Origin of the sequence: Pseudoalteromonas sp. SG43-4 (assembly GCF_014164325.1) — a bacterium.
Lineage (GTDB): Bacteria > Pseudomonadota > Gammaproteobacteria > Enterobacterales > Alteromonadaceae > Pseudoalteromonas > Pseudoalteromonas distincta.
Genome location: NZ_JACJFB010000003.1, coordinates 74850 through 87749, shown reverse-complemented (window position 1 = coordinate 87749; position 12900 = coordinate 74850). Strand labels below are relative to the sequence as shown.

The window sequence follows — 12900 nt, the reverse complement described above, 5'->3', positions numbered from 1 at the left end:
ATTAAAAGTTAAATTAACGGGCTAATTTTTTATCTAAATAAGCACATGATTTAGTTAACGCCTTTTGGCAAAGTGATAAGTAATGTCGCGCTTTAGGGTAATAAAACGAAAAACACAATAAACCCGCCATAAAAAATATAAGTGATGGTCCTGGTACAACCGCAAAAAATAACCCTAGTAAAATAAATAGCACGCCACTGATCTGTAATAGTAATTTTTTCATATAACACACCTCATTACTCGTTAACTTGAGTATAATTTAAGCTGCATTAAAATCGACTAAAAGAGTGTTACAAACTGTAAAATCTTCAATTTCTATTCGCCATCACCATGATATAATTAGTCAAATGCCCTAAAATATCGCCGTCATGATAGCAACAATTACACAGCAAGATGCCGCGACAGAACTTGTCGCAAATTACCTAAATACCATTGCAAGCCAAGGTTTTAGTGGAGATACCGATGCAAGTTATGCAACGCGTATTACTGCTTCAACCGATAACAGTGTGTATCAGGAAATACCCCAAGGTGTTATTTTTCCAAAAAATGAAAAAGATATTCAACTCGCACTGCAAACTGCATCTCGCGACCCATTTTTATCATTAACTTTTGGCCCTCGTGGTGGCGGAACAGGTACTAACGGTCAATCGTTAACACCAGGTATTGTTGTAGATTTGTCTCGCTATATGCGCGAAATCCTCGAAATAAATGTAGAAGAAGGCTGGGTACGCGTTCAAACTGGCGTAATAAAAGATCAACTTAATGACTTTTTAAAACCTTATGGTTTTTTCTTCTCACCCGATTTATCTACTAGTAACAGGGCAACTATTGGTGGCATGATAAGTACTGACGCATCGGGGCAAGGTTCGTTAGTTTACGGAAAAACAAGCGATCATGTTTTAGGGCTTACAACTTATTTAGTCGATGGTACACCTATGTGTACCTCACCAATAGACATCGACAAAGCAAAAATTATAGCCGAGCAAGACTCTCTAATTGGTAGTTTATATAAAACAGTTTTAGATATTTCAGTTAATGAACGCGCTGCTATTTTAGCTAAGTTTCCACGGTTAAATAGGTTTTTAACCGGCTACGACCTAGAGCATGTGCTAAGTGATGACTTACTAACTTTTGATATGAGCCGCTTAATAACGGGTTCAGAAGGCTCATTAGGTATAGTAACAGAAGCTAAATTAAACCTAACGCCTATTGCGGAATTCAAAACGCTTATTAATATCAAGTACGATAGCTTTGACTCAGCACTTCGTCATTCACCGTTTTTAGTTGATGCACGCGCAACATCGGTAGAAACCGTAGATAGCAAAGTTTTAAACTTAGCGCGTGAAGACATTATTTGGAATTTAGTATCGGACTTAATAACCGACGTACCAAATAAAGATATGCAAGGCCTTAACATGGTCGAGTTTAATGCAGTATCAAACGATGATATAAAAGACAAAGTAGACACGCTTTGTAAGCTTCTAGATGAATGCGTAGCAAATCAAACTAATGGCGTTATTGGTTATCAGTTAACCAGTGATAAAAGCGATATACTAAAAATTTACGCAATGCGTAAAAAGTCAGTGGGTTTATTAGGAAATGTAAAAGGTAGCCAAAAACCACTCGCCTTTGCAGAAGATACCGCTGTACCCCCTGAAAATTTAGCAGATTATATTGTCGAATTTAGAGCATTACTCGACAGCCATAATTTACAATATGGTATGTTTGGCCATGTTGATGCAGGCGTTTTACACGTACGCCCAGCACTTGATATGTGCGACCCAGAACAAGAAAAACTACTTAGAACTATTTCAGATCAGGTAGTAAAACTAACCGCTAAGTACGGCGGTTTAATGTGGGGCGAACACGGTAAAGGTTACCGAAGTGAATATAGTCCTGAATTTTTTGGTGAGCATTTATATACGCAACTTCGTAAAATAAAAACAGCTTTCGATCCTAACAACCGTATTAACCCCGGTAAAATATGCACTCCTATCGATAGTGAAGACTCACTAGTTAGTGTTGATGGACAAAAGAGATCACACTTCGATAAGCAAATATCAATAGAAGTTAAAACCAGTTTTAACAATGCAATGACCTGTAATGGTAATGGCATATGCTTTAATTACGATGAAAATTCACCTATGTGTCCATCGTATAAAGTAACTGGCGATCGTCGTAATTCACCAAAAGGACGCGCAAGTTTAATGCGCGAATGGCTTCGTTTACAAGAGTCAAAAAATGTAGATTTACTCGAAGTAGAAAAGCAGCTTAACAAAGGTGAAGTAATCACCTGGTGGGAACGTTTCGTTCACAGCCGCAAAAAACGAAAAGGTATTTACGATTTTTCTCACGAGGTAAAAGCGTCAATGGATGAATGTTTAGCATGTAAAGCATGTACAACTGCTTGCCCAATTAAAGTAGATGTTCCTACTTTTCGTTCGCGCTTTTTAAATTATTATCATAGTTATTATGCGCGTCCGCTAAAAGATTACCTTGTTGGTAACATAGAAAACAGCGCGCCATTAATGGCAAAGTTTGCAAAAGTTATAAACCCAGTTGTTAAAACATCATTAGTAAGCAATGTTATTAAAAAAACAGTTGGCTATGTTGATACACCACAGTTAAGTATTCCTGCACTTTCAAAGCGTGTTACTAAAACACAAAAGTTTGATTTTGATTTATTAAATAAATTAAATGCAGAGCAACAAAGTGAATATGTATTAATAGTACAAGACCCATTTACGAGCTTTTACGAAGCCGAACTAGTAGAAAGTTTTATTACTTTAATAACCCAACTTGGCAAAAAACCAATGCTATTACCTTTTAAACCAAATGGTAAACCGCAACACGTAAAAGGTTTTTTGCATGAATTTAAAGTTACAGCTAAAAATGCAGCTGAGTTTTTAAATAAATTAAATGATATCAATGCACCGTTAGTCGGTTTAGATGCGTCACTCGTTATGTGCTACCGCGATGAATATAATACAATTTTAGAAAATAACCGTGGTGAATTTAATGTGCAACTTGCCCATGAATGGTTAGAAACACAATCGTTTAAATCACTAAACGCAAAGCAAAATACAGATACCGAATTTACATTACTGAGTCACTGTACTGAAACAACTGCACTGCCAAAAGCGGCAAATGTTTGGCAAACAATTTTCAGTGATATTGGTTTAACATTAAAAACAACAAATACGGGTTGCTGTGGAATGGCGGGGACTTATGGCCACGAAGCACAAAATCAAGATAACTCACGTGCACTTTACGAAATGAGTTGGAAACCAATTGTAGATAAAAATAAACCAGAACAACTTTTATCTACGGGCTTTTCTTGTCGTAGCCAAGTAAAACGTTTTGAAAAGTTTAAACCAAAACACCCAATTGAATTACTCGCACAGGTTCTTAAATAACTTTATAAAATAAGAGTGCTTAAATAAGATCACTTATATAAGAGTACTTAAATAGTTTTATCTAAATACAAATTTTGTAGATTATTTATTAAATACAAAAAGGCGCAACGATTAACCTCATCAGTGATGAAAGTAACCGTTACGCCTTTTTTTAATCAGTATTCTTAATTGCTTACTTTACCTAGTTATTTTTTGGCAAAACTATCTGCTATAGGTTTAGTGCTAATGCCGTGTATAAATACACTAAACAAAATAGTCGTCATTGCTATTGTCGCAATTTGATATTTGTTTTCTATTTGCGTATCAATCACCATCAATGTAAAAACAATCGATGCTAAACCTCTTGGCCCAAACCACGCAAATGTAAAACGCTCTTTCATATTCAATGCCGTAAACTGCAGTGACAACATAACTGGAATTATTCTAATCAATGTTGTACTTAACAAAGCGTAAATTATAATTTCAGTATTTAATTTCGGAATAACTAAGTAAGCACAAACAAACCCGAACAAGCACCAAATCATTAGCGATGTGAAATCTGCGATATGCTCTGAGTCTTCAATTAATTCTATTCTAACTTCTTCAGTCGAAAATTTATCAAATAATAAGCCTGCAATAAACACCGCAATAAATCCACTGCCGTGAAAATACTGAGTGACAGAAAACACAGCCATAGCAAAACCGAGTAATAAAAATGGACTGGTATTTTGTGCAAAGTAATGACGTTTCATTGCAAAGTTTAAACTCGGTATAAAAACAGCGATACTTGTAATAGCTATTAATAAAGCCAGGCCAAGCTCTCGGCCAAACACACTTAATGTTTGTGTTGCGGTAATAGCTGAATCAGGATTTTTAGCGAGTAATATAAATATTAAAAATATGGGTACGCATAATCCATCGTTCAAACCACTTTCAGTATTTATCCCTTCACGTATTTTTTCAGGCACTTGTGTACTTGCTAGTAACCCTTTACTTAATGCCGCATCGGTAGGCGTTAAAATAATTGCGAGCAACGCCGCTTGAATAAGTGAAAGCTCAGCAAAGAAAAATAAAGCAACAGCAATACCGAGTAATAAAGTTAAGGGTAGGGCAACAAACAACAGTAAACTAGGATACTGAAAACTATGCCTTAATACACTTAACTTTGATTTAGCTGCATCAGAAAATAAAAATATACTTAGCGTAAGCTCTATAAATGGTAATAAAAGATCAACGCCTTCTTTTATTTTATCCCCTTCGTTGGGTAGCATAAAAGCTAAACATATTCCGCCGACAACAAAAAACATTGGACCTGTTACTTCTGTTTTTTCTAACTGGCGAAGTGTTAAAGAATAAATTAAAAATAGTCCGCCTATAAATGCTATTACTAAATACTCCATTAAATTTTCCTTTTAAGTCCTGATTTTGCTCGCTCTTTAATATTTGTTTGAATATAAATTTGATCGGTAGTCGCAATTTTAGAATGACCTAAATCTTCTGATAAATGTTTAAGCGGTCTGGTTTGCGCATCATGTGTAGCGCCAGTATGACGAAGCCAATGTGCAGTTGCAGCGCCAAGTTGTTCAGCGTCATCTTTAAAACCATCATCAAGTAATGATTGCTGAGCATAATCAAAACTTTGTTGAACTAAACGCCTAATTTGCCTTACGGTCATACCACCTTGACCGCGAATTTTATGAACTAACGGCTCAGATTCATCAACACGGGGAAGGGCAGGTAAACCTCTGTATAGTCTATAACGTTTTAAATATTCAACAAAATCATCGCTTAAGGTTACATCTCGTAATTTATTACCTTTTCCCATTATACGTAAAAACCAAAAGCCATCATTATCTTGCCAAAAATGAGACATCACCGGCGACCATTGTGGGCGCTCAGATAATTCTGAAATTCGTAAATAAAGACCTTTTAAGCAGGCAAGCGTAAATAAGTTTCGCTCTAAATCAGGGTTATGTTCGCATAAATCACGCGTTACACCAAAAACGTATTCCCATTGAATATCGCTTAATGTGTCTGGAATTTGAATTTGTGATTGAACAACTAAGTACGGACTATTTTTTTTAACAACAGGGACAAAGTTAGCAAATGTTTTTTCTTCTAGTAAGGCAAACTTATAAAATACATTTAGAGCAGTAAACATAGACGATAAAGTTTGTTGGCTGGCAGTCGATTCTTTTAGCATAAAAGGGCGCCAATTTTGATTTAATCTACGAACTCCTTGCTCATCTTTATAACGCCATTGCACTGAAGTTGCAGCCCATTCTTTATCAGGTTCAACCATAAAATCAACGTAAGCTTCAATATCTTCACGCTTTAAATCGAATACTGATTTTTCTGCTATTAACCACGACCATAAATAAAAGCGTTCAAGTTCATTTCGAAAACGGCTATAAGTAGCTTCTGATTTTCTGCCATAAACATATAAAAACTGATATAAGAATGTCAGATCGGCTTTTGATTCAGTTACAGTCAAGCCAACTTCCTGTATAAAGGATGCAAGTTCTGGGTATTCTGAATTTAGAGTACCGTCATCTAGATGGGCAATTTGATATCTTAATTGTTTTAACGTATCAACCAAAGCAACAAGCATAATGTATTAATATTCAATTAAATAATAGACTTACAGAATAACGTTAAAGTCCGATACTGTCTAGTATTGGACATAGTAAAGCTCTAATTATTTTAACACTGTAATTATTCTATGGTTGTTGGTTGCTATATCTTATTAAGGAAAAGTTATGAAAAAACTAATTATACTAAGCGTACTTGCTTTAACTGTTGCGTTAACTGGTTGTGCGACTACGGGTAGTGCATCACCAAGCGAAAAACGTTCACTTGTACAAAGTATGAAAGCAAACACGTTAGATAAATTATACGCTGAAAAACCTGATGTTAAAAAACAAATTGCTAATTCTGCTGGTTTCGCCGTTTTTGATAACGCTAACGTAAATGTTGTTTTAGCTAGTTTTGGTGGCGGTTACGGCGTAGTTAAAAATAACCTTACTGGTAAATCGACTTACATGAATATGGGTGAAGCCGGTTTAGGACTTGGTTTAGGGGTTAAAGATTTTAACGTTGTAATGGTTTTTCATAATCAAGCTGCACTAAATAGATTTATTGAACATGGTTGGGCTTTTGGCGGAAACGCTGATGCAGCAGCAAAATATGAAGATAAAGGCGGTGCACTGGTTGCCGAAGCGATTGCAGATCAAGTGACTGTATATTCTGTAACCGAAAATGGCCTTGCACTACAAGCTGTATTAAAAGGTACTAAGTTTTGGGTTGATTCAGAGCTTAATTAACCACCAAATTACTCTCCTAAAAGCGAGCTGGTTTGTACAATCACGCTCGCTTTATTAAAACCCACGCAATTTAACATAACGTAATTTATGGGCATTGAAGCATTCTGAATATAAGAACCATACTGTTTGATTTTTAATTTACATTTTATAGACTGCCATTAATACTGATCTAATTACGATCCATTTCATCCATATATTTTTTTGTTAATATTGAGCTTTGTATCCATGTACAAGTTAATTGAATTAAGATTTTTAAATCTTTAAGGTCGTGGTTTTCCCACTTTCTAATATAATGAGTTTCATCATTACCAAGCCATACAGCTCTATTTGCACAATTTTTTAGATTCTCATCTGTTACATAGTTATTTATAACACGGCTTAATTGATTTGATTTGATATCTTCTTCCTTTTCAGGTTTTATACTAATGCAATAGTCTTTAATTAAATATTCAAGTGCTTTTCTATAACCAATACCTGCCAATTCATCTAGTTGTCTTGATTCAGCTTCACTTGCTTGAATGAATATTTTTTCAAATGATTCAGAGGTATTTATTATTTCCCGGGAAATATTAGGAGCATTGAAAGTCTCTGGTATTGATTGATCAAATTTGAAATTATGATTGTATGTACTACGAGTTTTACTATAACGACTAATATATAATCGTGCGCAGTTAAGGTTCATACATTCCATAGCAAGCTCTAACTTCGTTTTGTTATTTTCAACATCGCCAGTTAGTTTTGCAAAAATATTAGCCGGTAATTGTGCTTGATTACAAATAGGACATATATCTGGAGCTTTATCTATATCAACCGTGATACCGTTATCTAGCTTAAACGTTTTATGCATTATATTTCTCCTTTTTCAAATTACGATCAAATGCTTCGGCTAATTTCTCAGTTTCACTAAAAACAGTATTCCAATATTTAATGCGTGTATCTGCATCAAGATCAGTAAAGTCGTTTCTGTCTGGAATTTTCCCGTAAGGCAAGCTTGCTACAAATTCTTTTGATGGGGTGATCATTACTACGTTGTCGTAATTAAGTGGTGATACTTTACGTTTTAAATTTTTATCGAACCACCCTGCTTTTGGCTCTGAATTAAAATGCGGATATAAAATAAGTCCTGGGTTATTAATTTTTAAATCAAAGTGGTAATCAATTATTCCGCCATCGCGATATATTCCTTGCGGCGAGCCTGCAATATTTTTTATGCCTTGCATAACAAGTGGTATTGAACCCGATGCAAGTAACGCGTCTTTTAAATTATTTTGAGTAAGCGCTATGCTTTGCGTTTTAAAATTGTAGGTGTCGGTAATTGATAAGTCACTTGTTGCTGGGCCAAATATAAAACGCTCATACTGCGAGCCTAATAATTTTCGGTTAACGCGGTTAAGCATGTAACTTTTTGACAAGCCAATAAGTTGTATAAGTTTATTTTCGCTGGCAATAAAGCCATTCGATTTTGCTACTATAAAGTGCGCTTTAAATATTGGGTTATTTATAATTTCGGTTACGCCGTTATCGCCAAAAACATCTTCAAGTAATGCGCGCGCTTTTATTGTTATTTCACTTGGTGTTGGTTTATTACTTGAGTACCTAGTTTGCGAATACGATTTTGCTAAGCGCTCAATGGCAGCAACGGGATCGTTTTGTGCAAAACACGCAGAGCGAAAAGCGCCAGCAGATGAGCCAATTAAATTAAGTGGTTGGGTGCGGTTTTTAAAAAATTCACCAAAAATATACTTATCCAACCCAAATAATGTAAACCACTTTGGCCCACCACTTGCGCCTAAAAAAGAGGTGAAAAGTTCAGGTTTAAAGCCCTGTTCGTTAATAATTTTAGCCGCTGTTTTCCCTGCGTGAATCTCGATCATCTAAAAAATTGTGCCTTTTATTTTGGTTGCTTCTGTTATTTACACAACACTGAAAGTGAATATTTATGCAAAAAAAAGCGATTTTATGTTGCCATAAAACCGCTTTTTATAGTTAAGTGTGCTTAAAATACGTGAATTAGTCCCAAATGCCGTCTTCGCATTTGCCCTGTACTTTTACATCTTTTACTTTAAATTCGGGCTCTAGACCTTTGTCTCTTTGTGCGTGGTAATCGCTCGTAACAGACAAAATAGTCGGCGTTAACAGTATAATAGCGATAACGTTAACCACTGTCATTAACCCTAAAGCAATATCGGCTAAATCCCAGACTTCTTTTAATGTGGCCGACGCGCCCCACAACATCATTAATAAATAAAGCAAAGTGTAAATGCCGCGCCCTACTTTGTTGTCGAGCTTAAATAAGTGCAAGTTGCTCTCTGCATAGGCGTAGTTTGCCACTACCGATGTAAAAGCAAATAAGGTAATAGCGGCTGCTACAAAGTAAACACCACCTTGTGCTAAGTGAGCAGTCATCGCGCTTTGTGTTAAACGAATGCCTTCCATTTCGCCGCTAATGTCTATATCGGCTAATAAAATGATCACCGCGGTACAGCTACACAGTACGATTGTATCGAAAAATACGCCTAGCATTTGTATGTAACCTTGCGTTACAGGGTGATTAGGTATTGGGCTGGCACTTGCTGAAGCATGCGGCACACTACCTGCACCGGCCTCATTAGAATATAAACCACGTTGAATACCGTTTTTAATGGCAGCGCCCATTGCACCGGCGCCTGCTTCTTGTAAACCAAACGCTGATAAAAATATATCTTTAAGCATGGCGGGTACTTGCGGGAAATTTATAATCGTAATAATTACCGCAGCAAGTACAAACACAATGCCCATTATTGGCACAACACGCTCTGCAAACCGGGCAATTGCTTTAAAGCCACCGAGTATAATTGAGCCGGCTAGCACGGTAATAACCAGGCCTGAATAAAATGTAGGAACTTCAAACGCGTAATTAAGTGCGTCGGTAATTGTGTTCGTTTGCATTGCGCTAAACGTAAAGCCGTAACCTAAAAACAAACACGCAGCAAACACAATTGCAAACGCCCGGCTACCCAAACCTTGTTGAATATAATACGCAGGGCCCCCTCTAAACTCGCCGCCACTATCGCGCACTTTATATACTTGCCCAAGTACACTTTCGGCAAAGCCTGTAGCCATACCCAATATGGCTATTACCCACATCCAAAATATAGCGCCGCTGCCGCCAAGTGAAATTGCAACCGCCACACCGGCTAAATTACCGGTACCTACCCGTGCACAAAGCCCTGTACACAACGCTTGAAATGATGAAATGTCGTCTTTTTTACATTTGCTACTGCCTTTTAAAAGGCTAAACATATGTTTAAATTTAAGTATTTGAATTGCTTTTAGTCGTACTGAAAACCATACCCCCGTAAACAAGAGTATATAAATAAGTACCTGGCCTTCTCCCCACAAAAGGTTGTTTACGCTTTTGACGACGGTATCGAACATTGCTAATTCCTTCTTATATTTTTTATATTAATACCCTTTTTTGGGTATAACGGCTTTTGCTTGCGACATCGACTAAAAATTTAATGTAAATAAGGCAGCTAAGCTGCCTTAAAACTATACATTATTTATTTTGCAAATGAACTCCTGCAATCATGCACCTAACTGAGCCACCAGCCGACTCAATAGTAGGTATAGGTAATGGCACAAGCTTAGCCGTTTTTTGTATAACTGTTATTTGTGCCGGTGTAAGTGCATTAAACGCAGTTTGCGATAAGGCTAAAATACGACCATTTTTACCTTGTAGTTCAATAGCATTGCCACAAAAGTTATTAATTTGCTCAAGCGTTAAATCGATAACTTGATGATGGCTTTTCAAAAAATGTTTAGCTAACTGTGCACGTTGTTCAATTGGCACCATATTTAAACTGATCATTACAAATTTTGTAGCAATACACATTAAAACATTAGTGTGATAAACCGCAGTTCCTTGCTCGTCATATGCGTTAAACACTATGGGTGATAGTTTTAATTGCTCACATATTGTATTAACCACCGACTTGGTAGTTCTTTTTGATTCTACCGCGTAAGCGAGTTTATTTTGATGATCGATAACCAGTGAACCAGTGCCTTCAAGAAATGAATTTTCTTTCGATAAAAATGAATAATCAGTCACTGAAGACACTTTATAGTGATCCGTTAAAAAATCAATAATATCTTTTCGATATTCTAACCTTCTGTTTTCTACAAACATTGGATAGATTATTAATTGGCCACTTTGATGAGTTGAAAACCAATTGTTAGGAAAAACTGAATCGGGAGTGTGTGTTTGCTCATCTTCAAAAAGGTGAACTGTTACCCCTTCATTTTTTAATATTTGTACGGCATTAGTCACTTCTTTAAATGCTTGTTCACTTTGATTTTGTGCTAAGCATTCACTTTGAAATGCGTTATCGAGCATTGTGTGTGGGTTAGATGTAAAGTGATGTGGCCTTACCATCACTACAGCATTGGGGGCTTGGTTTACTTCGCTCATGCCAAGCGCTCTTTTACTAATGGTTGATCACTAAGCACTGAAAATAAATTACGAGGGTCCGCTTGTTGTGTAATTAAATCAAGCAAAGCAAACTCGCCCGTTTTAATTAACTCATCGCGTATAAATACAAGCGCTGTAAAGTCTTCGCTCGCAAAGCCTACACCATCAAAAATAGTTAATTCGTCTTGGCTAGTACGGCCAAGCGATTGCTTATTAACGACTTTATGAAACTCAGTTACAACAAAGCTTTCACTCATTTGTTGTATTTCGCCCTCTATTCGAGTTTGTGGCTCGTACTCTACAAATACATTAGCGCGCTCGAGTAATTTAGCATCTAACTCTGTTTTACCTGGGCAATCGCCACCTATGGCATTAATGTGCACACCTTGTGGGATCATGTCGTTTGTTAAAATTGTAGCATTGGTTTTATCGGCAGTGCAGGTTGTAATAACGTGCGCACCTTGCACAGCTTCCTGTGCGCTATTACAAATAGTTACGTTTAACCCGTAAGCACTTAAATTAGTAAATGCTTTTTTAGACGCGTTTGCATCTATATCGTATAAACGAATATGTGTTATGCCCAATACAGCTTTAAATGCCAGTGCCTGAAACTCAGACTGTGCCCCATTACCAATTAATGTAAGTGTTGTTGAGTTTTTTGGTGCTAAATACTTAGCCACCAGCGCCGATGTAGCCGCTGTACGTAGCGCTGTTAGTAGGCACATTTCGCTGATCATTACCGGATAACCACTATCTACATCGGCTAAAATACCAAATGCAGCGACTGTTTGAAGTTCTCGAAAGGTGTTTTTTGGGTGACCGTTTACATATTTACAGCTGAACATCTGGCCATCACTCACAGGCATTAGCTCTATTACACCCTCTGGTGAGTGTGCTGCATAGCGAGGTGATTTATCAAACTCTTTCCAACGGGCAAAGTCGGTTTCTAATTTATGTGTTAGCTCTAACAAAACGTTTTCGACCCCTAAGCTATTTATAAGCTTAGCCATTGCCTGAACGCTAACAAACGGAACGCCTTGTTTTGGCTGTGCTATAAAATGACTCATGTTGAAACCTCTTAAATAAATGTATTAGTTAATTTAAAACAAGTTTAGCGAGGCCGCATGCTATTTAATATGGCAATTAGTTATACAAATTTTATTAATTTTTATCACTTTGCTATGCAGGTATATACAAATTGTGTATTTTAGTAGGCCATGCTCTAAAAGGTTTGATTTATGACTCCTTATATTTACGATTCCCTTGATAACGCTTTAATTGCTGAATTACGAAAAGACGGTCGCGCCTCTATCTCTGCTTTAGCAAGTTCTTTAAATGTGTCACGCGGGACAGTGCAAAATAGATTAGATCGATTAGTGAGTTCAGGCGCTATTTTGGGGTTTACTATAAGAGTGCATGAACACATAGAAACCGAAGCCGTTCGTGCAATTATGATGGTGGAAGTGATTGGTAAATCAACTTCTCAAGTTATTAAAACTATGCGTGGTATACCCGAACTTACAAAATTGCACACTACCAATGGTGCTTGGGATTTGGTAGCAGAGATACAGGCCGCGAATTTAAGTGAGTTTGATGGAGTACTTAGGCAAGTAAGAGAAATAGACGGTATTTTAAATAGTGAAACGAGCATATTACTCTCATCAACTTAGGTTTATTTTTAGGTTTAAAATGACACCCATTTATATTATTTAAGTGTTCACAATAATTTTAG

11 protein-coding genes are annotated in these 12900 nt (G+C 36.6%); 3 read left to right on the top strand and 8 right to left on the bottom strand.

All coding sequences use genetic code 11. The features are described from left to right. Positions 1-13 precede the first annotated feature (13 nt). Positions 14-223 (bottom strand): PGPGW domain-containing protein, encoded by a 210-nt coding sequence (locus H5160_RS04245; protein ID WP_024596520.1) that lies wholly within the window; start codon positions 221-223, stop codon positions 14-16. Between the two features lie 145 nt (positions 224-368). Between H5160_RS04245 and H5160_RS04240 the strand changes: the two genes are divergently transcribed. Next, positions 369-3416, top strand: coding sequence for an FAD-binding and (Fe-S)-binding domain-containing protein (locus H5160_RS04240; protein WP_182736852.1), 3048 nt, complete (start codon positions 369-371; stop codon positions 3414-3416). A gap of 185 nt (positions 3417-3601) precedes the next feature. Here the strand turns inward: H5160_RS04240 and H5160_RS04235 are convergent, their stop codons facing one another. Continuing rightward, positions 3602-4795 carry a sodium:proton antiporter gene (locus H5160_RS04235; RefSeq protein ID WP_182736850.1) on the bottom strand — a complete coding sequence of 398 codons (1194 nt, stop codon included), beginning with the start codon at positions 4793-4795 and terminating at the stop codon, positions 3602-3604. Beyond that, positions 4795-6006: a tyrosine-type recombinase/integrase gene (locus tag H5160_RS04230; protein ID WP_182736848.1), complete on the bottom strand. Its 1212-nt coding sequence runs from the start codon at positions 6004-6006 to the stop codon at positions 4795-4797. Before H5160_RS04230 ends, H5160_RS04235 begins: the two co-directional genes overlap by 1 nt. 148 nt (positions 6007-6154) lie before the next feature. On the opposite strand from H5160_RS04230, the gene H5160_RS04225 reads away from it, so the two are divergent. Beyond that, positions 6155-6718: a YSC84-related protein gene (locus tag H5160_RS04225; RefSeq protein ID WP_024597891.1), complete on the top strand. Its 564-nt coding sequence runs from the start codon at positions 6155-6157 to the stop codon at positions 6716-6718. Positions 6719-6887: 169 nt separating this feature from the next. Here H5160_RS04225 and H5160_RS04220 read toward each other — a convergent pair whose 3' ends face one another. From H5160_RS04220 to H5160_RS04200, 5 genes are all read right to left on the bottom strand, one after another. Then, the gene (locus tag H5160_RS04220; RefSeq protein WP_182736846.1) at positions 6888-7565 is read right to left on the bottom strand and encodes a DUF4145 domain-containing protein; all 678 of its coding nucleotides are present in this window, start codon (positions 7563-7565) and stop codon (positions 6888-6890) included. Then, positions 7558-8592, bottom strand: coding sequence for a patatin-like phospholipase family protein (locus H5160_RS04215; protein WP_182736845.1), 1035 nt, complete (start codon positions 8590-8592; stop codon positions 7558-7560). Before H5160_RS04215 ends, H5160_RS04220 begins: the two co-directional genes overlap by 8 nt. A gap of 136 nt (positions 8593-8728) precedes the next feature. Continuing rightward, entirely contained in the window at positions 8729-10135 is a 1407-nt protein-coding gene (locus H5160_RS04210; protein ID WP_182736843.1) for a sodium:alanine symporter family protein, read from the bottom strand. 121 nt (positions 10136-10256) lie between these two features. Beyond that, positions 10257-11168 carry a citrulline utilization hydrolase CtlX gene (ctlX, locus tag H5160_RS04205; RefSeq protein ID WP_182712373.1) on the bottom strand — a complete coding sequence of 304 codons (912 nt, stop codon included), beginning with the start codon at positions 11166-11168 and terminating at the stop codon, positions 10257-10259. Continuing rightward, positions 11165-12235, bottom strand: coding sequence for an ornithine cyclodeaminase (locus tag H5160_RS04200; RefSeq protein WP_182736841.1), 1071 nt, complete (start codon positions 12233-12235; stop codon positions 11165-11167). Before H5160_RS04200 ends, ctlX begins: the two co-directional genes overlap by 4 nt. 171 nt (positions 12236-12406) lie before the next feature. Here H5160_RS04200 and H5160_RS04195 point away from each other — a divergent pair, with 171 nt between their 5' ends. Next, entirely contained in the window at positions 12407-12838 is a 432-nt protein-coding gene (locus H5160_RS04195) for an Lrp/AsnC family transcriptional regulator (RefSeq protein ID WP_004334897.1), read from the top strand. The last annotated feature ends 62 nt before the right edge of the window (positions 12839-12900 follow it).

What these genes read in the sequence shown, in the direction of transcription:
- H5160_RS04245 (WP_024596520.1), bottom strand. Translation starts at nt 223, where the DNA reads ATGAAAAAATTACTATTACAGATCAGTGGCGTGCTATTTATTTTACTA.
- H5160_RS04240 (WP_182736852.1), top strand. Translation starts at nt 369, where the DNA reads ATGATAGCAACAATTACACAGCAAGATGCCGCGACAGAACTTGTCGCA.
- H5160_RS04235 (WP_182736850.1), bottom strand. Translation starts at nt 4,795, where the DNA reads ATGGAGTATTTAGTAATAGCATTTATAGGCGGACTATTTTTAATTTAT.
- H5160_RS04230 (WP_182736848.1), bottom strand. Translation starts at nt 6,006, where the DNA reads ATGCTTGTTGCTTTGGTTGATACGTTAAAACAATTAAGATATCAAATT.
- H5160_RS04225 (WP_024597891.1), top strand. Translation starts at nt 6,155, where the DNA reads ATGAAAAAACTAATTATACTAAGCGTACTTGCTTTAACTGTTGCGTTA.
- H5160_RS04220 (WP_182736846.1), bottom strand. Translation starts at nt 7,565, where the DNA reads ATGCATAAAACGTTTAAGCTAGATAACGGTATCACGGTTGATATAGAT.
- H5160_RS04215 (WP_182736845.1), bottom strand. Translation starts at nt 8,592, where the DNA reads ATGATCGAGATTCACGCAGGGAAAACAGCGGCTAAAATTATTAACGAA.
- H5160_RS04210 (WP_182736843.1), bottom strand. Translation starts at nt 10,135, where the DNA reads ATGTTCGATACCGTCGTCAAAAGCGTAAACAACCTTTTGTGGGGAGAA.
- ctlX (WP_182712373.1), bottom strand. Translation starts at nt 11,168, where the DNA reads ATGAGCGAAGTAAACCAAGCCCCCAATGCTGTAGTGATGGTAAGGCCA.
- H5160_RS04200 (WP_182736841.1), bottom strand. Translation starts at nt 12,235, where the DNA reads ATGAGTCATTTTATAGCACAGCCAAAACAAGGCGTTCCGTTTGTTAGC.
- H5160_RS04195 (WP_004334897.1), top strand. Translation starts at nt 12,407, where the DNA reads ATGACTCCTTATATTTACGATTCCCTTGATAACGCTTTAATTGCTGAA.